Source organism: Oryzihumus sp., assembly GCF_054325275.1.
This window is the reverse complement of sequence record NZ_JBTCWL010000002.1, coordinates 1-22,336: the sequence shown is the minus strand read 5'-3', so window position 1 is coordinate 22,336 and position 22,336 is coordinate 1. Positions and strand designations below refer to the sequence as shown.

The window sequence follows — 22,336 nt, the reverse complement described above, 5'->3', positions numbered from 1 at the left end:
GTGTCCCGGGGCGACCGTCCTACGGGTGACGCCGCGGCGCGCGGTGGGCCTGGCCCTCCTCCTCCGCCCCGAGGTGGGTCGCCGCGAACACCGCGGCCTGCGTCCGGCGCTCCATGCCGAGCTTGGCCAGGACCGCGGTGATGTAGTTCTTGACCGTCTTCTCCGCGAGGAACATCGCCTCGCCGATCTGCCGGTTGGTCAGCCCCTCGGCGACGTGCTCGAGGATCCGGCGCTCCTGCGGGGTGAGCGTGCGCAGCCGCGGGTCGGCGCCCCGGTCCTCCTCCCAGCTGCGCTTGACCCGCTGGGCGACCGCGGGGTCGATGAGCTTCTCCCCCGCCGCGACCCGCCGGATCGCCTGGACGAGGTCCTGGCCCTTGATGTCCTTGAGCAGGTAACCGGCCGCCCCGGCCAGGATCGCGGTGGCGAGCGCGTCCTCGTCGTTGAACGAGGTCAGGATCAGCCCCTGGATGGAGGGGTCGACCGAACGCACGTCCCGGCACACGTCCAGCCCCGACCCGTCGGGCAGGCGGGCGTCGAGCAGCGCCACCTGGGGTCGCAGCGCCGGGATCCGCCGGGTCGCCTCCTGGGCCGAGCCGGACTCCCCGACCACCTCGATGTCGGACTCCATCTCCAGCAGCTCGCGGATCCCGCGACGGACGATCTCGTGGTCGTCGAGGAGGAACACCTTCACGGTCATGGCACTGCCCTTCGTGTCTGCCCTGCGTCCCATGATGAACCCGGCACCGGCTCCCCGTCTCCGTGCACGACGAGGACCGGGCACTGCGCGTCGTGCACGACGCCGTGCCCCACCGACCCGAGCACCAGGCTCGCCAGGTTGCCTCGCCCGCGGCTGCCCACGACGACGAGGGCCGCGCCGTCCGCGGCCTCCACGATCGCCCGGGCCGGCGGCCCGGTCACCACGCGGCCGGTCACGACGAGCCCGGTATGCCGTGCCGTCGCGCGGTCGCGCGCGGCCTCCACCACCTTCTCGGCGCGGCTGCGCTCCTCGCGGACCTGGTCGCTCTCGTCGCCGAGGACCTCCCAGAAGGCCGAGACCCAGGACTCCGGCGGTGGCCGCCAGGCACAGACCACGCGCAGGGGCGCGCCGGTCTCGGCGGCGACGTCCCCGGCAGCGTCGAGGGCGACCAGGGACGGCGGGGTGCCGTCGACGCCAACGGCAACGGGTGTCCCCGGCCCGGGGCGGCGCCGGCCGTCGCCGCGGACGACGACGACCGGGCAGCTGGCGTGCCCGCTGACCGCGAAGGCCACCGAGCCGAGCAGCGTGGAGGTGGCCGGGTCCAGGCCACGGCTGCCGACCACGACCAGGCCGACCTCGTGCGAGACCCGCACCAGCGCCTCGGCGGCGCCACCGAGCACCGCCTCGGTCGCCACGCGCAGCCCGGGGTGCTGGCGCAGCACATAGGCCGCGCCGTCCTGGGCCCGTCGCTCCGCCTCGGCGTAGCGGCCCTCCGTGCTCAGGGGTGCCCCGGTGAGCGCACCGGTCGGGAGGGCGAGGTGGTCGATCGCGCTGACGACGACGAGGGTCGAACCGCGCCGCGCCGCCTCGGCGGCGGCCCACTCGAGCGCGGCGAGGGCCGGCACGGACCCGTCGTAGCCGACGGCGACGTCACGGCGGGGGTCCTGGGCGGTCATCGCCGGGTCCTGGCGCCGGTCACGGCCGCTGGGCCGGCTCCTGGCCGGCGAGGGCGAGACCGCGGTCGTCCCCGGACCCCGGCCGCGGAGGGGTGACGACCAGCACGTCGCACGGCATCGCGTCGAGGACGCCGCGGCTGACCGAGCCTGCCACCAGCCCGGCCAGGCGGCCGCCGGCCTTGGTGCCGACGACGAGCAGGTCACCGCCGCGCGCCCGCATCAGCAGCGCGGTGACCGGGTCGTCGCGGGTGATCACCAGGCGTGATGGCACGCCCTCGGGCAGGGTGACCGAGCGCATGGCCTCGTGCACCCGGCGCCACCCCGCGGCCAGGTCGGCGCGGGCCCGGCCGGTGCCCGACGCGAGCGCATGGACCGCTACGAGGCGCGAGCCGCGGGCGGCGGCCTCCTGCGCCGCGACGGTGAAGATGCGGGCGCAGTCCCTGCCGGCGTCGAGCCCCACGAGCACCACGGACGGCTCGGCGTCCTGCGGCGGCGGCTGCGTGGGGGTGTCGGTGGCGACCATCACCGGGCAGCTGAACAGGCGGGCCAGCTCGGCGCTGGTCGAGCCCATCGAGAAGGCGAGCTGCCCGTGCACGCCGTGGCGGCCGAGCACCAGCAGGCCGGCACCGGCGGCGGCCGCCGCGGCCTCGGGCGCGCCGAGCTCCGGGGCGATGACCACCTGCGTGGGCAGCGTCGGGTCGATGTCCACGACCAGGGTGAGGGCCTGCTCGGCGACGGCCATGGCATCGGAGATCGCGTCGTCGGCCGCGCGGACGAGCAGCTGCAGCCGGTCCGGGCCGGCGCTCAGTGGCTCGGCCACGCTGAGCAGCACCAGGCCGGTGCCGCGACGGGCCGCCTCCCGGGCGGCCACGCGCACCGCCTGCCGGCTGTGCCACGACCCGTCACACCCGACGACGACCGTTCCCGGCAGGTTCACGTCCGGCTTCATGGCACCGCCCTCCGGGTGGGGCCCGCGCAGGGGGCACGGGTGGTCGCTCCCGATGCTCGTGGCCCGGCGGTGCTCGAGGTCAGGGCCTTTGGTCCCCGGGCCCCGGGACCTCTTTGCCGCAGCGTGCTCAGGCGGGGTCGGACTCGTAGAAGTGCGCGACGACCGCCTTGCGGGCCCGGCGGGCGGTGCGTCGGTAGGCCTCCGCCAGCTCGTGCCCGGTGGCCGCCCGGCGCCCGACGATCCGCCCGATCCCGTCGGCGTCGCGCAGGTCGCTGGGCAGGGAGTCCACCGGCCGGCCGCGCCACAGCACCGCTGCGTTGCGCAGCGCGGACGTGAAGGTCCACGCGCGTCGCAGCGCCTCGGCGTCCTCGGCCGGCAACAGCCCGGCCTCCTCGGCCGCCGCGAGCGCCTCGAGGGTGCCGGTCGTGCGCAGCCCCGGCACCTGGTAGGCGTGCTGCAGCTGGAGCAGCTGCACCGTCCACTCCACGTCGGACAGGCCGCCCAGGCCCAGCTTGAAGTGGGTGCGTGGGTCGCCGCCGCGGGGCAGTCGCTCGGACTCCATCCGGGCCTTCAGTGTCCGGATCTCGCGCACCGCCGGGTCCGGGATCCCGCCCTCGGGCCGGCGCAGCGGGTCGATGAGGGCCACGAACTCCTCACCGAGCGCCACGTCGCCGGCGACCGGGGCCGCACGCAGCAGTGCCTGCCGCTCCCAGGTCAGCGACCACCGCTCGTAGTAGGCCCGGTAGGAGGACAGGCTGCGGGCAAGCGGGCCGGCCTTGCCCTCGGGGCGCAGGTCGGCGTCGACGACGAGCTGGGGGTCCGGGCCGGCCGCGCCGAGCAGCCTTCGGACCTCCTGGACCACGGCGACGGCGGCCGACTGGGCCTCCTCCTCGCCGACACCCGGCTCGGGCTCGTGCACGAACATGACGTCGGCGTCGGAGCCGTAGCCCATCTCCCCGCCCCCGAGGCGGCCCATGCCGACCACCAGCAGCCGGGTGCCCAGCGGCCGGCCACGGTCGCCTTCCACCCGCGCGGTGGCCACGTCGAGGGCTGCCTGCAGGACCGCGGCGGTGAGGTCGGTCAGCGCCCTGCCGACCCCCGCGAGGTCCAGCTGCCCGGTGAGGTCCGCGACCGCGATACGGAAGAGCTCCTGGCGGCGCACGACCCGGGCGGCGTTCATCGCGTCCTCGGGGGTGGTGTGCCGCTTGACCGCGGCCCCCATCGTCGTGAGCAGCGCCTCCCGGCTGCGGGGGGTGAGCCCGCCCGCGTCGCCGAGGATCGCCACCGACTCCGGCGCCCGGGTGAGCAGGTCCGCGGCGAACCGGCTCCGGGCCAGGACGTGGGCGAGCCGCTCGGCGGCGCTGCCCTCGTCACGCAGCATCTTGAGGTACCAGTGGGTGGTGCCCAGGGACTCGCTGATCCGGCGGAAGGACAGCAGCCCGGCGTCGGGGTCCGCCTCGTCGGCGAACCACTGCAGCATCACCGGCAGCAGCGTGCGCTGGATCGCGGCCCGGCGGCTGACGCCGGTGGTGAGCGCCTCGAGGTGGCGCAGGGCGCCCGCGGGGTCGCGGAAGCCGAGCGCGCCAAGGCGCTCGACGGCTGCCTCCGGGGTGAGCCGGGAGTCGTCCGAGCTCAGCTTCGCGGCGGCGGTCAGCAGCGGGCGGTAGAACAGCCGCTCGTGCAGCCGACGCACCTCGCGGGCCTGCTGCTGCCACTGCGCCACCACGGACTTCGCCGGGTCGCGGCGGTGCCCGATGGCCCGGCCGAGCCGGCGCAGGTCGGGCTCGGCGGTCGGCATGAGGTGGGTGCGGCGCAGCCGGAACAGCTGGATCCGGTGCTCCAGCGTGCGCAGCAGGCGGTAGGACTCGTCCAGCACAGCAGCGTCATCCCGCCCGACGTAGCCACCGCGCGACAGTGCCGCGAGCGCCTCCAGGGTCGTGCCGGAGCGCAGCGTCTCGTCGGCCCGGCCGTGCACGAGCTGGAGCAGCTGCACGCTGAACTCCACGTCGCGCAGCCCGCCGGGCCCGAGCTTGAGCTGGCGGGGCGCCTCGGCGCTGGGCACGTGGTCCTCGACCCGGCGGCGCATGGCCTGCACGTCCTCGACGAAGTGCTCCCGGCTCGCGGCCTGCCAGACCAGCGGCTGCACCGCGTCGAGGTAGGCCTGGCCGAGGGCGGGGTCACCGGCGACGGGGCGGGCCTTGAGCAGCGCCTGGAACTCCCACGTCTTGGCCCAGCGCTCGTAGTAGTGCCGGTGGCTGGCCACGGTCCGCACCAGCGGGCCCTGCTTGCCCTCGGGTCGCAGCGCCGCGTCGACCGGCCACAGGGTCCCCTCGGGGGTGGAGGCCGAGCAGGCCCGCATGAGCCCGGTGGCCAGCTGCGTGGCGTAGGCCAGCGCCGCGTCCTCGTCGGCGCCCTCGGCCGGCTCGGCGACGAAGATGACGTCGACGTCGCTGACGTAGTTGAGCTCCCGGCCGCCGGCCTTGCCCATCCCGATGACGGCGAACCGGCACCCGGGGTCCTCCCCGTCGGCCTCCTCGCGGGCGATCGCCAGCGCCGCCTCCAGCGAGGCCGCGGCGAGGTCGGCCAGCGCCTGTGCCGTGAACGGCAGCTCGACCACCGGGTCGTCGGCGGTCAGGTCCAGGGCGGCGATGCCGAGCAGCTCGCGGCGGTAGGCCACCCGCAACGCGTCGTATGCCGTCCGCGCACCGCGGTCGGTCACGGCCGCCACCATGGCGGCGCGCCGCTCATGCGGTCCGCGCCGGCGGGCGTGCGCGGCATACGTCCAGTCCCCGGGGTGGCTGACGACGTGGTCGACCAGCGCCGAGGACGCGCCGAGCAGGGCGAGCAGCCGGTCGCGGCCGGGCCCGGCGTGGCGCAGGGCGGCGACCAGCTCGCGCACCTCGGGGCTGCCGTCCTCGTGGTCGGGGTCGGTGGCGCGCAGGGCCTCCATCAGCCGGACCAGGCCCAGCAGGGCCAGGTCGGGGTCGGCGACGGCACCGAGAGCGTCGGGCAGGCCGTCCTCGAACACGTCGTCGAAGGGGTCGGTCAGCCCGGCCAGCGCGGGGTCGGCGAGCAGCGTCCCGGCGCGCTCCGGCTCGGCGAAACCCAGCCGCGCCAACGTCCCTGTGCGGCTGGTGGCGCGCGACGAGGTGCTCACGCGCCCAACCTACCCAGCGGCCGGCCCAGCCCGGCACCGCCCCGCAACGAGGGAAGGCCCACACCCCTGCGGGTGTGGGCCTTCCGGAGACCGCGCGGCGTCAGTGCGCCGGGCGTGTGACGGTGAGGTGCACGGTCCCGCCCGGCTCGACGGTGACCGGGGTGGCCGAGGCCTGGTCGGTGCCGCCGTACCAGAAGGTCTCCCCGGTCTCCCAGTTGTCGAAGCGCAGCACCAGCGGAGCCTGCGGCATGCCGGCGATGCTGAAGGTGCCGCCCTTGCCGTCGTACCACCCGCCGGCGCCGTACTGAACCGCGGTCGACTTCCCGGAGAACACGCTCACGTCGAAGGTGTCGGCGACGGGAGCGCCACTGGCGTCCACGACCGTGCCCGTGAGCGTGCCCGCCGGCTTCATGGTGAAGTCCGCCTGGGCCGCACCCCGCTTGGGCAGGTGGACCGCGGTGGCCCCGTCGGCGGTGGGAGCGCCGCCGCTCCAGACCGGTGCCCACCGGCCCTGCAGGTCCCACGCGACCAGCGTGGTGGAGGTGCCGGAGAGGTCGGTGAGCTCGTAGCGCCCGTCCGCGTCGGTGATGTCGTGGTTGCCCTCCGGGCCGCCGGCCCGCGGGGAGTACTCGGTCCCGACGATGACGCCCTCGAGCGGGTTGCCAGCGGCGTCGGTGACCCGGCCGGCGGCCACTCGGCCGGCGATCAGGCGCAGGTCCTTCAGCGCGGTGGTGCCGCCGGGGCTCAGACGGAAGACCCTGGCTCGCTGCTGCGTGGCGGCGTGGTAGGCCCAGGTGTCGTTGCCCCAGGCCCCGCCCACGACAAGGGTCACCCTGGTCGGAGGCACGCCGGTGAGCGTGTAGGTCCCGTCGGCACCGGTGCACCCGCCCGAGGTCGGCAGGTAGGTCTGGGTCCGCCCGAGGTAGGGCTGCGGGCAGCGGTTGGCGACGGGGTTGCCGGCGGCGTCGACGACGCGGCCGGTCATGGTCGCCCCGCGCGGGACGACGAGGTCGTATGCCGTGACCGCGGCGGCCGCGACGGTGACCGGCTTCGCGCCGGTCTCGGTCCAGGACCCGCCGGACCAGATCGAGGGGTAGGCCGGGTTCTGGCTCTGGAAGTCGACGGTGTAGCTGCCCGGAGACAGCTCGGCGGAGTAGTGCCCGTCCGCGTCGCTGCAGGCCCAGATCCACTGGTCGGAGGTGGGCACCGTGGCGCACAGGTCGCTGACCGGCTGGCCCTGGTCGTCGGTCAGCGTGCCCGCGATCCCGCTGGCCGGCGGCAGGGCCACACGGCCGAGGTCGGCGCCCGCGTCGAGCGTCGCGTGGTAGGTCGTGGCGTGCTCGCGGTCAGTGGCGTCCGGCGCCCAGACCGAGCGCGTGCCGTCCGTGACGTGGACGACGAGGTCACCGACCGGGACCGTCGCCGTCAGGTCCCCGTCCACGGAGGAGGTGCCCTGGTAGACCGGCTCGTCCGAGCCGGGCCGGAACGCCTCGACCGTGGCGCCCTCGACCGGGTGGCCGTCGGAGTCCACGAGCGTGCCGGTCATGGCGCCTGCCCGCTCGAGGGCGAAGTCGGCGGTGCCCGGGGCCGTCAGCAGGTCGGCGTGGTCCCAGGTGTAGTGGCCGGTGGCGTACTGCGCGACGTAGTCACCGCCATAGGCCTGGACGCGGTATGCCAGGTCGGCGTTGGGCACGTCCAGGCTGTAGCGGCCGTCGGAGTCGACGCAGCCCGAGGCCGTGCCGTCCCAGTTCTCGTCGGTGGCCTGGACGCAGGCGTCCGTGACCGGTGCACCGGTCACCGCGTCGACGACGCGCCCGCTCAGCGTTGCGGTGGCGGCCAACGCCGGGGCGGTGACCCCGAGCGCGGAGCCGGCCAGGAGTGCCGCACACAGCAGGGTGCGGGCAGCGCGAGATGGCAAGTGGACCCCCCTTGGTGAATTCGGGCAATCCGCCCGAATGTCAATGAAACCGGGCGAAATCTAGGGCCGGTGGAGCGTGGTGCGCAATGCCCTTTGCCGAAAACCTGCCGAGGCCGGTCCCCGCAGGCGCCGGGACCGGCCTCGGCAGGGCTGGACCGCGGTCAGAGCCGGGGCAGGTAGCGCTCCAGCTCGAACGGCGTGACCTGGTTGCGGTAGTCGTCCCACTCGGCCCGCTTGTTGCGCAGGAAGAAGTCGAAGACGTGCTCCCCCAGCGCCTCGGCGACCAGGTCCGAGCGCTCCATCAGCGCGATGGCCGAGTGCAGCGAGGTCGGCAGCGGCTGGATGCCCATGGCCCGGCGCTCGGCATCGGTGAGGGTCCACACGTCGTCCTCGGCCTCGTCGGGCAGGTCGTAGCCCTCCTCGATGCCCTTGAGACCGGCGGTGAGCAGCACCGCGAACGCCAGGTAGGGGTTGCACGCCGAGTCCAGCGAGCGCACCTCGATGCGGGTGCTCTGGCCCTTGGACGGCTTGTACATCGGCACGCGGATCAGGGCGCTGCGGTTGTTGTGCCCCCAGCAGATGTATGCCGGTGCCTCGCCGCCGCCCCACAGGCGCTTGTAGGAGTTGACCCACTGGTTGGTCACCGCGGTGATCTCGGCGCCGTGGCGCAGCAGCCCGGCGATGAACTGCCGTCCGACCTTGCTCAGCTGGTAGGGGGCGCCGGCCTCGTAGAAGGCGTTGCGGTCACCCTCGAACAGCGACAGGTGGGTGTGCATGCCCGAGCCCGGCTGGTCGGTCAGCGGCTTGGGCATGAACGAGGCGTAGATGTCCTGCTCGAGCGCGACCTCCTTGATGACCGTGCGGAACGTCATGATGTTGTCCGCGGTCGACAGGGCGTCGGCGTAGCGCAGGTCGATCTCGTTCTGCCCCGGGCCCATCTCGTGGTGGCTGAACTCCACCGAGATGCCCATGTTCTCCAGCATCGTGATCGCCGCGCGGCGGAAGTCGTGGGCGGTCCCGTGCGGCACGTGGTCGAAGTAGCCGCCCTGGTCCACCGGCACCGGCGGCTCGCCCTTCTTCACCGGCCGTTCGAAGAGGAAGAACTCGATCTCGGGGTGGGTGTAGAAGGTGAACCCGAGGTCGGCGGCCTTGGACAGCGCCCGCTGCAGCACGTGCCGGCTGTCGGCGAAGCTGGGCGAGCCGTCGGGCAGTGTGAGGTTGCAGAACATCCGCGCGGTGCCGGGGTTCTCCCCACGCCACGGCAGCACCTGGAACGTGCTGGGGTCTGGCTTGGCCAGCATGTCCGCCTCATAGACGCGCGCAAAGCCCTCGATCGCGCTGCCGTCGAAGCCGATCCCCTCGGCGAAGGCACCCTCGAGCTCGGCCGGTGCGACGGCCACCGACTTGAGCGTGCCGAGCACGTCGGTGAACCACAGCCGCACGAAGCGGATGTCGCGCTCCTCGATGGTGCGGAGGACGAACTCCTGCTGACGATCCATGGTGACGATCCTGCCTCAGATGCGTTTCCGATGTGTTACGGACACGGCCGGCGGCTCAGCGCCGCAGGACGGCCTGGGCGGCGTTGTGGCCCGGGATCCCGCTGACCCCACCGCCACGGCGGGCCCCTGCCCCCGCGAGGAGCACCTTGTCGTATGCCGTCTCCACGCCCCAGGTGCCCACCTCACCGTCGGTCTCGGCCCAGGGCCACTGCAGCGAGCGGTGGAAGATGTTGCCCGCCGGCAGGCCCAGGTCGGCTTCGAGGTCCAGCGGGGTGCGCGCCTCCAGGCACGGGTTGCCCTGGCCATCGCGCAGCAGGACGTCCTCGATCGGTTCGGCGAGAACGGAGTTCAGCGACCGCAGGGTCGCCGCGAGGGCCTCCTCGCGGCGCGCGTCGTTGTCCTCGCGGAACAAGCGGGCCGGCATGTGCAGGCCGAAGAGGGTCAGGGTCTGGGCGTCGCTCGCGGCGAGGTCGGCGCCGAGGATGCTGCGGTCGGACAGGCTGTGGCAGTAGATCTCGCACGGCGGCAGCTGCGGCACCTCGCCTCGGGCTGCCGCGGCATACGTCTGCTGGAGCTGCTCCCATCCCTCGTTGATGTGGAACGTCCCCGCGAAGGCGCCGGCCGGGTCGACGGCCCCGTCGCGCAGACGTGGCAGCCGCGAGAGCAGCATGTTGACCTTGAGCTGGGAGCCCTCGGGGGCCTCCTCGGTCTCCACCGGCGCCGCGCCCGTCGCGGCCAGCAGCCGGTTGAGGACCACGGGGGCGACGTTGGCCAGGACCGAGCCGGAGGCGGTCACCTCGTGCTCGCGGCCGTCGGCCCCCTGCCAGGTGACCGTGCCGTCGGGGTCCAGCGCCACGACGTCGGCGCTGGTGGTCAGCGTGGCCCCGGCGTCGGAGGCGGCCCGGGCCAGCGCGCCGGTGACCGCGCCCATGCCGCCGACCGGGACGTCCCAGTCCCCCGTGCCACCACCGATGAGGTGGTAGAGGAAGCAGCGGTTCTGGGCCAGCGACGCCTCGTCGAGGTCGGCGAACGTGCCGATCAGTGCGTCGGTGGCGACGATCCCGCGCACGGTGTCGTCCGCGAAGGTGTCGCGCAGGACCTCGCCCAGCGGGCGCTCCACGACGGCGGACCACAGCTCGTCGTCCGCGACGAGGGCGCGCACGTCCTCCGCCGCGCGCAGCGGCTCCAGGACGGTCGGGAACATCCGCTGCGCCAGGTGGTGCATCCGGCCGTAGAACCGTTGCCACTGCTCGTGTTCGGCGTCCGAACCGGTCAGCGCGCGGAACGCCGCCCGGGTCGCCGCATCGTCACCGTTGTCGACCAGCAGACCCCGCTCGGGGGCGGTCGGCACCGGCGTGAACGAGGAGAACCGGCGCCGCACCAGGTCCAGGCCCAGGCCGAGTTCGGCGATGATCTGCCGCGGCAGGAGCGAGACCAGGTAGGAGTAGCGCGACAGGCGGGCGTCCACCCCGGGGAAGGCCCGCGCCGAGACGGCGGCACCCCCCACGTGGTCGGCCCGCTCCAGCACGAGCACCCGCCGGCCGGCACGGGCGAGGTATGCCGCGGCCGTCAGCCCGTTGTGCCCGGCACCGATGATCACGTCGTCGTAGCTCACGAGCGCGACCCTAGGCCGTGACGGCCCGGTCGCGCTCGGCCATCCCGCACCCCGGCCACCCCCGACCCCCCACCGCAGTCGCCGCGTCCCGACGCCGTCCCGGCCGCCGGACGAGGGGTCGGCACCACGGCTACCCGTGGGTAACATCGGTTCGTGGCCGACTCGTTCTTCACCCCCACCGACGACCAGCACACGTGGCAACCCACCCGGGCGACGGTCGGGCCCTGGGCCCCGACCATGCAGCACGGGGGCCCGCCGTCGGCGCTCGTCGTCCGGGAGGCCGAACGGCTAGGGGCGGCCGCGGCCGAGGGACCGGTGGACGCACTGCGGGTGAGCCTGGACTTCTTCGGGCCGGTCACCACCGACCCCGTCCACGTCAGCGGGGAGGTCGTGCGGGCCGGGCGCAGCGTCACCCTCGTCGACGTCCGCCTCGAGCAGGACGGCCGGACCGCGCTGCGGGGCAGCGTGTGGCTGGTCCGCCGCGACACCGAGGGCGCCACCCCTGTCGTGCCCGGACCGGAGTCCGGCCTGCCCGGCCCCGAGGACCTGGCCCCGTTCGAGGTGGGGCACTTCCCCTACATCGAGCACTTCGACTGGCGCGTCATCCTCGGCTCCACGACCCAGCCCGGGCCGGCCCAGGTGTGGGCCCGCCCACTGGTGCCCCTCGTCCCCGGGGAGGAGCCGACCGGCCTGCAGCGCGCCGTCCTGATCGGGGACTCCGGCAGCGGCGTGTCCGCCGAGCTCGACTGGAGCGACTGGTCCTTCGTCAACGTCAGCCTCGACGTGCAGCTGCTGCGCCCGATGGGCGCCGACTGGCTGCTGCTGGACGCCCGGACCCGGCTGGCCGGCACGGGCACCGGCCTGACCCTGACCACCCTGCATGACCGCGCCGGGGTCGTCGGGCACGTCGGCCAGAACCTCGCGGTGGGCCGAAGGGGCTGACCCCACCCCCGAGTGGGACGAATCACCACAAACGCGACATACTCACGCGACGCACATCACGGTGGATGACAGGGGTTCTCTCGTGCAGGTTCCAAGCTGGTCGCGCCTTCGGCTGCCCTCCCTCTCCCGGATCAGGGTCCCGGCCGGGTCACCGATCCGCGTCCCGGACCTGTCGCGGCTGCGCCTGCCGAGCGCGTCCCCGCTCGCCGTCCCGGGCTGGATGCTCACGCCCCAGGGCAAGCTGGCGTGCGTCCTCGCCGTGAGCCTGCTCGGCGGCGCCATGGGCGGCGCTGCCGTCGTCGCGTTCACCCGCCCGCACACCGCCGAGACCGCGCACTTCTCCCCTGTCCCCGTCCCGGTCAGCAGCACCTCCACGACGACGCCGGCCCGGCCGAAGCACCACCGGCCGACACCGACCATGACCCCGACCGCGACGGTCGCCACGACCCGGCACACCCGCCAGGCGACCCCCGAGGCCACGAGCAGCCACTCCGCCGAGCCGACCACCGCTCCCGCGCCGCGGCCGACCACCCACCCGTCGCCGTCGCCGAGCCCGAGCACCACGACCCACGGGCCGCTCATCCCGCTTTTCCCCTAGAGCCGCACCTGCCCGCCAAGCCCCTGGGGCTGTGAGGGCACCGGCGCGGCCGGAACCGGCCTGCGGCCAGCAACCGCACGGCATACCGACGCACGACACTGGCCCCCGGGGAGCACCCCGGGGGCCAGTGTCGTTGGTGTGACGCCTACTTCGCGAAGGTCACCCAGACGGTCATGTCGTCACCGTTCTTGCTGGTGTCGGCCACCGTCATGCGGGTGCCCGTGCCGGCCACCTGCACCGAGCTCCACGGGTTGTCCGCGGACCAGTAGCGCATCGGGTCGGAGTCGTCGAAGGACGGGATCGCCTTCTGCGGGGCGATCGTCAGCGGGACACCGTTGCGGTGGAAGGTGACCTCGTCGGTCGCCTCCTGGCCGAAGGTGGCGTCCCACGGCTGACGCCGGTTGCCCAGCTTCACGCCGTCGGCGAACTTCACCGGGGTGGGCCGGGCGTCGACCTGCAGGACCTGGCCGTGGCCGGGGTGCACCGAGGTGTTGTTGTCCTCGTACTCACCGTCGACGTAGCTGACGAGCAGGCCGTTCTGGTACGGGAAGCGCTCGACCCAGTCGGGGCGGGTGTTGCCGTAGCCGAAGTTGTACGGACCGGTCTTCAGCGTGGCGTCGTAGCCGGCATAGTTGCGGTTCTCCGCGAGGTAGAACTGCGGGACGGAGGCGTCGGTGGAGCCACCCATGCGGGTGAACCCGTTGGCGGTCCAGCCGTTGTCGCCGTTCTCCACGTTGTCGGTGAGCACCGGCAGGCCGTTCGCGGAGACGACGACGTCATCCAGGAACGGGCCCTTCTGGTGCACGCCGCCGTCGGTGGCGTAGCGGAAGCGGAACTGGACCTTCTGGCCCGCCCACTTCGACAGGTCGTAGCTCAGCGTGGTCCAGTCGGCGCTGGTGCCGGTGACCGGCGCGCCGGCGTCGGCCCAGGTGGCCCCACCGTCGGTGGACACCTCGCCGTAGAGGAAGTCGTAGCCATCCTCGATGTCGTACCACGCGGCCGTGCTCAGCGACGCGGTCGTCGCGGTGGTCAGGTCGATGGTGCGGGTCAGCGTGGTGTTGAGGTTGTCCGCCGAGCCACCCCACCACTCGGTCGCACCCGAGTGCGGCGTGTTGTACTCGGTGTGGACGTTCTTGTCCGGCAGGTTGACCAGGATCGCCTGGGGCGTCTTCTTGCCGTCACGGTCGGCCGGGCCGAGCTTGACCTTGGTGTTCGTGCCGTAGTTCACCGTCTGGTAGTCCAGCCAGCCCAGCTGCAGCTTCTCCCACGCCGCCTCGTAGCCCGGCTTGGTGCCGATCGAGTCGGTGCCGTCGTTGAGCCACGAGCCGCCGCTCATGATGGTCCAGAAGCCGGTACCGTTGTCACCGCCGGCGGTGTCGTAGAGGTCTGGCAGGCCGAGGTCGTGGCCGAACTCGTGGGCGAAGACGCCGAGGCCGCCGTTCTCCGGCTCCGTGGTGTAGTCGCCGATCCAGATGCCGGAGTCACCCAGCGGGACACCGCCGAGCAGGTTGCCGGACGGGCCGGTCTTGCCGGCGTTGTTGGAGAACGCGTACCAGCGGTGCGACCAGATGGCGTCGGTGCCCTGGGCGCCGCCGCCGGCCTCCTCGCCCTCACCGGCGTGGATCGCCTGGAAGTGGTCGATGTAGCCGTCGGGCTCGTTGAAGTTGCCGTCGCCGTCGTAGTCGTAACGGTCGATCTTGTCGAACTGGCTCAGGTACGCCTTGATCTGGTCGGGGGTCTTGCCCTGCTTGACCTGGTCGGCGTACCACGCCTGCGCGGTGTCCTTGATGTAGTTCCAGTAGCCGTCGGCGTTGTTCTTGGCGCCGTAGCGGGCCTCGTTGTAGGGGACCTGGACCCAGTCGCTGACGTCGCCCTTGGCGAGGAACCGGCCGTTGGACTGCTTGGTGTAGAAGTCCTTGAAGGAGTTCGTGTCCCCGAACATCATGTCCAGGTAGTGCTGGCGGTTGAAGTCCTTGGACCAGTACGTCGAGTTGTCGTCGGTGCTGTTGCCGTCCCACACCCGGTCGGGCGAGGGGATGGTGTTGTGCACCGGGCCGGCCGTCCCGCCGTAGGTCGGGCTGACCTGCGTGCCGAAGTCGGTCAGCACCGTGAAGATCGACTCCTCACGGTTGACGTCGTACTGGACGAACTTGTCCTTCTTGCCGTGCTTGCCCTTGGGCACCCGGATGACCCGGTGGCCGCCCCGGGTCTCGAGGGTCGCCTCGCCCTTGACGAGCTTCTTGACCGCCTCCTCGCGCAGCGTCTGCTGCTGCTCCCCCATGGGGCTGCTGAGGTTGTCCTGCTGGTGGGTCGAGCTCTGCGGCTCGGGGTCGGCCTGCGCCGGGATCGCCTGCGCGGGTGCCTGCACGGTGGCCATGGCGACGGCGGCAACAGCCACCCCCGACAGGACACTCCAACTGCGTCGTCTCACAAATCCTCCTGGGAGTCCCCACATACGTGCGCGCTGTTCTGGACGCACAAGTGGGGATGCTCACACCTAACGCACAGGGAAGGGACAGGTGACAGGCAAAGACTTCGACAAGGTTGCGTCAGCCAGAGGTATGCCGTTGGCAAAGTCGCCGGGCCCCTCTAACACCCGCGCGGGCCGGCTCACCGGGCTTCGCGCAACGATCCGGTGACGACGATCCCGGCGGCGGCCGCGCGCCGGCACCGGGTCACCGCGCACTAGGCTCCAGCCATGGCGCAGATGCGACTTGCCCTGGCCCAGGTCAATGCCACCGTGGGGGACCTCCCCGGCAACGCGCGGGCGGTGCGGGACTGGAGCGCGAGGGCCCTGGCACAGGGCGCCCACCTGGTCGCCTTCCCCGAGATGATGGTGACCGGCTACCCGGTGGAGGACCTCGCCCTGCGGCGCTCGTTCGTCGACGCCTCCCGAGCCACCGTCGAGCAGCTGGCCCGCGACCTCGCCGCCGACGGGCTGGGCGACCTGCCGGTCGTGGTCGGCTACCTGGACCGGGTCCCGGAGGGCTACAGCGACCGCGACCCGGGGCGGGACCTGCCGCAGAACTGTGCCGCCGTGCTGCACCAGGGGCAGGTCAGGGCCCGGTATGCCAAGCACCACCTGCCGAACTACGGCGTCTTCGACGAGGCGCGGATCTTCGCCCCCGGCCGGGACCTCACGGTCGTGCGGGTCGGTGACATCGACGTGGCCATCGCCATCTGCGAGGACCTGTGGCAGGAGGGCGGGCCGGTCTCGCTGACCCGGGACGCCGGCGCCGAGCTGCTGCTGGTCATCAACGGCTCGCCGTACGAGGAGGACAAGGACGACACCCGGCTGGAGCTGGCCTCCCGGCGCGCGGCCCAGGCCGGCTGCACCCTGGCCTACCTCAACCTGGTCGGCGGCCAGGACGACCTGGTCTTCGACGGCGACTCGGTCGTGGTCAGCGCCGCCGGACAGGTCCTCGCCCGGGGCCGGCAGTTCGAGGAGCAGCTGCTCGTCGTCGACCTCGACCTCGAGGAGAGCACGGTCGACCCGCTGGCGGGCCTGCCCGCCGGGGTGCAGCACGTGGTCCTGTCCGAGACCCCCGTCGAGCCCTACGAGCCGGCGCCGATCTCCCTGCCGCCGCGGCTGGACCCGGTGGGCGAGGTCTACTACGCCCTGACGCTGGGGCTGCGGGACTACGTGCGCAAGAACGGCTTCCGCTCGGTCCTGCTCGGGGTCTCCGGCGGCATCGACTCCACGCTCGTGGCGACCATCGCGGCCGACGCGATCGGCGGCGAGAACGTCGTCGGGGTGAGCAACCCCAGCAAGTACTCCAGCCAGCACTCCCGGGACGACGCGGCCGAGCTGGCCGCCAACCTCGGCCTCGACTACCGGGTCATCCCGATCGAGCCGATGGTCAGCGCGTTCCTCGACAACGTGAAGCTCAGCGGGGTGGCCGAGGAGAACCTCCAGGCCCGTGTGCGTGCCCTGGTCTGGATGGGCCTGTCCAACCAGGAGGGCCACCTGGTGCTGGCCAACAGCAACAAGAGCGAGCTGTCCGTGGGCTACTCGACCATCTACGGCGACAGCGTGGGCGGCTTCGCGCCGATCAAGGACGTGCCCAAGACGATGGTCTGGGAGCTGGCCCGGTGGCGCAACGCCGAGGCGCTGCGCCGGGGCGAGAAGCCGCCGATCCCGGAGAACACCATCACCAAGGCGCCCTCGGCCGAGCTGCGCCCGGGCCAGGTCGACCAGGACTCGCTGCCGCCCTACGACCTGCTCGACGCGATCCTCGACCGCTACGTCGAGGGCGCCGAGGGCCGGGCCCAGCTCATCGCCGACGGCTACCCCACGGCGGTCGTCGACAAGGTCGTCTCCCTGGTGGACCGCGCGGAGTGGAAACGGCGCCAGTTCGCCCCGGGGACGAAGATCACCGCCCTGGCCTTCGGCCGCGACCGCCGCCTGCCCATCACCAGCCGGTGGCGGGAGCAGGACTCGTGACCTCTAGCCTGACCACCCCCGCTTCCCCCCGCACCAAGGAGTCTGGTCGATGAGCGAGCAAGCCCCATACGGCACCGGCCCCGGCACCTCCGGCGACCCGGCCCCGGGCGCGACCGCCCTCAAGCGCATCCGCATCCCGCACCTGCAGGCGATGAAGGAGCGCGGCGAGCGCTGGGCGATGCTCACCGCCTACGACCAGTACGCCGCGGAGATCTTCGACGCGGCTGGCATCCCCGTGCTGCTGGTCGGCGACTCCGCCGGGAACAACGTCTACGGCTACGAGACGACGCTGCCGGTCACGGTGGACGAGCTCATCCCGCTGGTGCGCGCGGTCAGCCGCGCCGCCCGGCACTCCCTCGTCGTGGCCGACCTGCCCTTCGGGTCCTACCAGGGCAGCCCGCAGCAGGCCCTGGAGACCGCGACCCGGTTCATGAAGGAGGGCCTGGCCCACGCGGTCAAGCTCGAGGGCGGCAAGCACGTCGTGCCGGCCGTCGAGCTGCTCACCCAGGCCGGCATCCCGGTCATGGCCCACGTCGGGTTCACCCCGCAGAGCGAGCACGCCCTCGGCGGCTACCGGGTCCAGGGCCGCGGCGACAGCGCCGACTCCCTCGTGCAGGACGCCTGCGAGCTGGAGAAGGCCGGCGCCTTCTCGATCGTCATGGAGATGGTGCCCGCCGAGGTGGCCGCGCGGGTGACCGAGGTCCTGCACATCCCCACCATCGGCATCGGCGCCGGCGCCGAGTGCGACGCCCAGGTGCTCGTGTGGCAGGACATGGCCGGCCTGCGCGGCGGCAAGGCGCCGCGCTTCGTCAAGCGCTACGCCGACCTGCGCACGGTGCTCAGCGACGCCGCCCGCGCATACGCGGACGACGTCGCCAAGGGCACCTTCCCCGACGCGGAGCACTCATTCCAGGACTGAGGCCGTGACCTCGACGCCCACGCCCGCCGGCACCACGGCGGGCGTGGGCGTCGCCGTCTCCGCGGCCGTCTCCGGTGGGGTCTCCGGCCGGAACAGGCTGCGGCGCAACGTGATCGCCAGGTAGGCCACCGAGGCGAGGGTCACGACCGCCATCGTGGTGAAGATGGCCCGGTAGCTGACGAGGCTGACCAGCCCGGCGCCGAGCGCGATGCCCATGGTCTGCGGCGCGCCGAGGACGGCGTCCGTGGCCGTGGAGACCCGGCCCATGAGCCGGCCCGGTGTGCGCCGCTGCATCAGGGTGGTGAAGCCGATCAGGACCACGGGGATGGACCAGCCGAGCGCCACCACCGACACCATGACCACCCCCAGGGACGGGGCCAGGGCGACCCCGGCCTGACCGGCTGCCAGGGCGACGAGGGCCAGGGTGAGGGCCCCGGCCTCGCTCGTCCGGCGCACCACCCTCGGCGCGGTCAGGCCGCCGACGACGGCGCCGACGCCCTGCACCGTCAGGACCACGCCCACGAACTCCACCGGCCTGCCGAAGGCGTCGATGACCGCGAAGACGGTCGACTCGCTGAACCCGAGCACGGTGACGGTCAGGGCCAGCGCGACGAGGATGTGCCGCAGCACCGGCTCGCGCCACAGGTGGCGCATGCCCTCCGTCATCTCGTGCCGCCAGTGCTGCTCGCCGCGCTCCGGCGTAGCCTCGCCCACCCGGACGCGGGCGATGACGAGCGCGGCGACGAGGAAGGAGAGGGCGTCCAGCGCAGCGACCGCTCCCCCACCGACCGCGGCGAACAGTGCCGCGCCCACGAGCGGCCCCACGAGCCGGAAGCCCTCCTTGGTCGTGGTCAGCGCGGAGTTGGCGTCGACGAGCTGCTCCTCGGGCAGGAGCTCCTTGAGCAGGCCGTTGACTCCGGCCGGCAGCACGACGAAGGAGACGCCGTAGAGGAACGCCACCACCCAGACCAGCCACACCTGGCTCGCGTCACGGACGAGCAGCAACGGCACCACCACCAGCGCCGAGGCCACGTTCCCCCAGATCAGCAGCGGGCGCCGCCGGACGCGGTCGACATACATCCCGAACACCGGCGCGACCAGTGACGGCGCGACCACGCAGAGGAAGGTGAGGCCGGCCATCGCGTTGGAGCCGGTCAGCGACTTCACCCACATGCTCAGCACGATGAGCATGAGCGAGTCGCCGAGCATGCTGGTCGCCAGTGCGGCGAACAGCGGGGTGAAACCGTGGTGCGAGAACGCCTTGCGCATGTCAGCTCCCCTTCTCGGAGGTGTCCGCCGGCGGGTATGCCGGGATCCCCCAGGCCATGAACGCGCAGACCCGCGCGCCCTCCGGTCGCCGGCTCGGGTCCTCGAGCCGGTCCATCTTCGACAGCAGCAGCTCCGCGACCTGGTCGTTGATCTCGGTGAGCTCCTCCGCGGTGAGCCAGAGCATCGACTGGGTCGAGGAGGACGCGTCACGCCACTCCTGCGGCTCCTGGCTGCGTCGCTCCTGTGCCCGCACGAAACGGTCCACCTCGCGGTCCAGCACCACCCGGGTCAGGGCCCGTCCGGCCACCAGCGCCTCGGCGGCGCCTTCGTCCTCGTCCCACCGCATGCCGCGGTGGGTGGCCCTCCAGGGTCGCTGGCGCCCCGTGCCACCCTCGGCCTCGGCGACGAACCCGTGCTCGGCGAGCTTGCGCAGGTGCCACGAGCAGTTGGCCGGGCTCTCCCCCAGCCGCTTCCCGAGCTCGCTGGCCGTCATCGGACCCTCGAGCATGAGCGCCTCGAGGATGTTCATGCGGAGCGGGTGGGCGATCGCGCGCAGCTCACGCGCGTCGGTCAGGGTGCGAGGTTCGTGGACCATGCATCGAAAGTACTCTTTCGAAAGACTTCTTGCAATAGCTCCCGCCGAACTCGACCAGGCTGCCCTTCAACCAACAGCGACGGGGCGGCACCGTCCAGCTCGGCCACGTGGCGGAGCCGCCGCCTCAGCAGCGCCCTGCCGGCCATGCTCGCCCCCGCCCCGTCGGCGCAGGCGACCAAGCCCGGGAGCGGCAGCGTCTTCATGGTCAACCTGGTCCAGTCCAGCGGCGACGAGTCACTCACCGACCACGGCGACTCCGACGCGGCCGTGCCCGCCAGCGCCTACACCACCGTGGCGCTGCGCAACCTCGACGGCTCGGGCTACCTGTCCGCAGGTGGGCCAACGTGCGCACCAACACCGGCCACGCGGTGCACGCCCGCGCACGCGCCTGGGACACCACGCTGGTCGACAGCCAGTTCGACTACCCCCCGGACACATCGTTCTCGGCCGGCGCGAAGGCGACGTGACTCAAGGCCAAGGCCCGCGACGGCAGGAAGGCCGCGGACCTGGTCCGGGCACGCCTTGCCGCGCGCGGGACATCACGTTCTGAGCCCACGCATCCCGTCACCTACGCCGTCAGGGTGACGGCGCGCAATACCGCGAGGATCACGTCCCCGACCGCCGCCCACCACGGGGGGGCAGCGGTCGCGGCGGTTAGCGTGTGCCCATGAGCGACCTCACGTTCGGCTACGCCGCGATGCTGGAGCAGTTCCACCCGAGCGAGGTCGTCGACCTCACCGCGCTGGCCGAGGAGCACGGCTTCTCCGGCTGCATGGCCGCCGACCACTTCCAGCCGTGGGTGCCCCAGCAGGGCCAGGCTGCCTTCGTCTGGAACGTCCTCACCGCCGTCGGCGAGCGCACCCGCGGTGACATGGGCCCGGGCGTGACCTGCCCCAGCTTCCGCTTCCACCCCGCGATGGTCGCCCAGGCCGCGGCGACGCTGGAGGCGATGTACCCCGGCCGCTCGTGGCTCGGCGTCGGCTCCGGCGAGGCGCTCAACGAGCACGTGATCGGCGGCTACTGGCCCGAGGCCGGCGAGCGCAGCCGCCGCATGTTCGAGGCCATCGAGCTGATCAAGAAGCTCTTCGACGCCTCGATCGCGGGCAAGGACATCAAGCACAAGGGCGAGTTCTTCACCATGGAGACGAGCCGGCTGTGGACCATGCCGGAGGTCGCTCCCCCGGTGCTCGTCGCCACCGCCGGCCCGATCAACGCCAAGAAGACCGGCAAGGTCGCCGACGGCATCATCACCGTCGGCGCCCCGCTGGAGAAGATCGAGGGCCTGTTCGCCAAGTTCGCCGAGGGCGCCCGCGAGGCCGGCAAGGACCCCGACACCATGCCCAAGGTGCTGCAGCTGCACATGTCGTGGGCGGCCACCGACGAGGAGGCCCTGTCCAACGCGCTGACCGAGTGGCCCAACGGCGGCATGAAGTTCCCCAAGGCCGACATCCGCAGCCCGCACGACTTCGCGCAGATGGCCCAGCTCGTGCGCCCCGAGGACTTCGAGGGCCGCATGGTCATCTCCTCCGACCCGGACGAGCACCGTGCCTACATCCAGCGCTTCGTCGACCTCGGCTTCGACCGGATCTACCTGCACAACGTCGGCCGCAACCAGGCCGAGTGGATCGAAGTCTTCGGCCGCGACGTGCTGCCCAAGCTCACCCGCTGAGCGAGGCATCCGGCACATCGCGAAGGGTTCTTGGGGTCATGACCCCGAGAACCCTTCGCGGTGTCGAGGGGCCGGGCAGGATGGGGCGGTGAGCAAGACCGGTATGCCGCGACGCCCCTCCGCGCGTCCGTTCACGCCCGCTCGGGACCGGGTGGCTCCGGGGGCCTTTCTCGTGGGCCTCGGCGTCTTCGCCCTGCTGGTCGCCTCGGCGAGCATCGACGGGCCGGGCTGGTTCGACCCCGGCGAGCAGTGCGCCCTCGACTCCAGCGGTGGCGTCAGTTCGGCCGCCAGCGGCGAGTTCGCCAAGCAGGTGCGGTTCTTCCCGCCGCGCGTCTCCTGCTCGCTCGGCGGCATCGTCCACGCCTACCAGAGCGAGGCGCGGTCGTGGCTGACCGGGCTCGTCCTCCTGGCCGCCCTGGCCTGCCTCGTGGCCGGGACGGTGCTGCTGTGGCGTCGCGCCCGAAGGATGCGGGCCCGCACTCCGGGCGGCCGCGCGCGGTGGCACGTGCCGCTGATGGCGGTGGTCGGCGCCCTGTCCACCGGGGTCTGGGCCTTCGTGCTGCTGCTGGCACTGTTCACCATGGAGACGGCCTGGAGCTGGGTGGCCGCCGCAGCCGCGTGCCTGGTGCTCACCCTGCCCCTGCTCATCCACCTGGACACCGTGACCGGGCCACCGCGGCTCTGGCGCTCGACGTCGTGGTGGCGCGCGCTCCTCGTGCTCGGTGCGACCGCCGTTGGCGGGACCGCCTCGGCGCTGGCAGCCCACGCGGGCGACGGTGGCCCTGCGCTCGGTGCGGCCTCCGTCGCGATGGCGGTCGGTGGCGCGACCGGGGCCGCGCTGGCGTCCGGCGCCACCTGGCTGGCTGCCCGGCACATCCGCCCTGGACAACCCGAAGAGTTGTCGGGGTCATGACCCTGACAACCCTTCGCCCTGTCGGAAACGGAAAGTCGGGCGACCGGCATGCCACCTCTCTGGGATCATCGCGGCCGTGAGTCTTCGGGAACGCCTGGCCCGCCTGCGGGTCGACACGACACCGCTGCGCGAGTCGCGCGACTTCCGGCTGCTGTTCTGGGCCGGCACGGTCTTCTACCTCGGCGGCATGGTCAGC

17 protein-coding genes are annotated in these 22,336 nt (G+C 72.9%); 7 read left to right on the top strand and 10 right to left on the bottom strand.

Annotated elements, in window-relative coordinates:
* Positions 1 to 19: 19 nt before the first annotated feature.
* The 7 genes from ACXVGS_RS00610 to ACXVGS_RS00580 form a co-directional block, all read right to left on the bottom strand.
* Entirely contained in the window at positions 20 to 697 is a 678-nt protein-coding gene (locus tag ACXVGS_RS00610) for a response regulator (RefSeq protein WP_141787940.1), read from the bottom strand.
* Positions 694 to 1,653: a universal stress protein gene (locus ACXVGS_RS00605; RefSeq protein ID WP_458528732.1), complete on the bottom strand. Its 960-nt coding sequence runs from the start codon at positions 1,651 to 1,653 to the stop codon at positions 694 to 696. The genes ACXVGS_RS00610 and ACXVGS_RS00605 overlap by 4 nt, the downstream gene beginning before the upstream one ends.
* A 19-nt stretch (positions 1,654 to 1,672) precedes the next feature.
* Positions 1,673 to 2,590: a universal stress protein gene (locus ACXVGS_RS00600; RefSeq protein ID WP_458536515.1), complete on the bottom strand. Its 918-nt coding sequence runs from the start codon at positions 2,588 to 2,590 to the stop codon at positions 1,673 to 1,675.
* A gap of 139 nt (positions 2,591 to 2,729) precedes the next feature.
* Positions 2,730 to 5,759: a bifunctional [glutamine synthetase] adenylyltransferase/[glutamine synthetase]-adenylyl-L-tyrosine phosphorylase gene (locus ACXVGS_RS00595; RefSeq protein WP_458535767.1), complete on the bottom strand. Its 3,030-nt coding sequence runs from the start codon at positions 5,757 to 5,759 to the stop codon at positions 2,730 to 2,732.
* Positions 5,760 to 5,859: 100 nt separating this feature from the next.
* Positions 5,860 to 7,677 carry a carboxypeptidase-like regulatory domain-containing protein gene (locus ACXVGS_RS00590; RefSeq protein WP_458531118.1) on the bottom strand — a complete coding sequence of 606 codons (1,818 nt, stop codon included), beginning with the start codon at positions 7,675 to 7,677 and terminating at the stop codon, positions 5,860 to 5,862.
* A 161-nt stretch (positions 7,678 to 7,838) separates the two neighbouring features.
* The gene (locus ACXVGS_RS00585; protein WP_458531117.1) at positions 7,839 to 9,176 is read right to left on the bottom strand and encodes a glutamine synthetase family protein; all 1,338 of its coding nucleotides are present in this window, start codon (positions 9,174 to 9,176) and stop codon (positions 7,839 to 7,841) included.
* Between the two features lie 55 nt (positions 9,177 to 9,231).
* On the bottom strand, positions 9,232 to 10,791 hold the full coding sequence (locus ACXVGS_RS00580) for a phytoene desaturase family protein (RefSeq protein ID WP_458531116.1): 1,560 nt from the start codon (positions 10,789 to 10,791) through the stop codon (positions 9,232 to 9,234).
* Positions 10,792 to 10,944: 153 nt separating this feature from the next.
* Between ACXVGS_RS00580 and ACXVGS_RS00575 the strand changes: the two genes are divergently transcribed.
* The gene (locus tag ACXVGS_RS00575) at positions 10,945 to 11,733 is read left to right on the top strand and encodes a thioesterase family protein (protein WP_458536514.1); all 789 of its coding nucleotides are present in this window, start codon (positions 10,945 to 10,947) and stop codon (positions 11,731 to 11,733) included.
* A gap of 82 nt (positions 11,734 to 11,815) precedes the next feature.
* Entirely contained in the window at positions 11,816 to 12,331 is a 516-nt protein-coding gene (locus tag ACXVGS_RS00570) for a hypothetical protein (RefSeq protein ID WP_458528739.1), read from the top strand.
* Between the two features lie 145 nt (positions 12,332 to 12,476).
* On the opposite strand, the gene ACXVGS_RS00565 is transcribed toward ACXVGS_RS00570, so the two are convergent.
* A complete protein-coding gene (locus ACXVGS_RS00565; protein WP_458528740.1) occupies positions 12,477 to 14,729 on the bottom strand; it encodes an immune inhibitor A domain-containing protein in 2,253 nt (750 codons plus the stop codon).
* Between the two features lie 300 nt (positions 14,730 to 15,029).
* On the opposite strand from ACXVGS_RS00565, the gene ACXVGS_RS00560 reads away from it, so the two are divergent.
* Positions 15,030 to 16,775, top strand: a complete 1,746-nt coding sequence (locus ACXVGS_RS00560) for an NAD+ synthase (protein ID WP_458536513.1) — start codon at positions 15,030 to 15,032, stop codon at positions 16,773 to 16,775.
* Between the two features lie 49 nt (positions 16,776 to 16,824).
* Positions 16,825 to 17,694, top strand: coding sequence for a 3-methyl-2-oxobutanoate hydroxymethyltransferase (gene panB / locus ACXVGS_RS00555; RefSeq protein WP_458528742.1), 870 nt, complete (start codon positions 16,825 to 16,827; stop codon positions 17,692 to 17,694).
* On the opposite strand, the gene ACXVGS_RS00550 is transcribed toward panB, so the two are convergent.
* On the bottom strand, positions 17,680 to 18,963 hold the full coding sequence (locus tag ACXVGS_RS00550) for an MFS transporter (RefSeq protein ID WP_458528743.1): 1,284 nt from the start codon (positions 18,961 to 18,963) through the stop codon (positions 17,680 to 17,682). The genes panB and ACXVGS_RS00550 overlap by 15 nt on opposite strands.
* A gap of 1 nt (position 18,964) precedes the next feature.
* Positions 18,965 to 19,558 carry a winged helix-turn-helix domain-containing protein gene (locus ACXVGS_RS00545; RefSeq protein ID WP_458528744.1) on the bottom strand — a complete coding sequence of 198 codons (594 nt, stop codon included), beginning with the start codon at positions 19,556 to 19,558 and terminating at the stop codon, positions 18,965 to 18,967.
* A gap of 344 nt (positions 19,559 to 19,902) precedes the next feature.
* Here ACXVGS_RS00545 and ACXVGS_RS00540 point away from each other — a divergent pair, with 344 nt between their 5' ends.
* The 3 genes from ACXVGS_RS00540 (at position 19,903) to ACXVGS_RS00530 (ending at position 22,140) form a co-directional block, all read left to right on the top strand.
* Positions 19,903 to 20,025, top strand: a complete 123-nt coding sequence (locus ACXVGS_RS00540) for a hypothetical protein (RefSeq protein WP_458528745.1) — start codon at positions 19,903 to 19,905, stop codon at positions 20,023 to 20,025.
* A gap of 200 nt (positions 20,026 to 20,225) precedes the next feature.
* Complete coding sequence (locus ACXVGS_RS00535; protein WP_458536512.1) at positions 20,226 to 21,227, top strand: TIGR03557 family F420-dependent LLM class oxidoreductase; 1,002 nt, start codon at positions 20,226 to 20,228, stop codon at positions 21,225 to 21,227.
* 88 nt (positions 21,228 to 21,315) lie between these two features.
* Positions 21,316 to 22,140 carry a hypothetical protein gene (locus ACXVGS_RS00530; RefSeq protein WP_458532953.1) on the top strand — a complete coding sequence of 275 codons (825 nt, stop codon included), beginning with the start codon at positions 21,316 to 21,318 and terminating at the stop codon, positions 22,138 to 22,140.
* Positions 22,141 to 22,336: the final 196 nt, after the last annotated feature.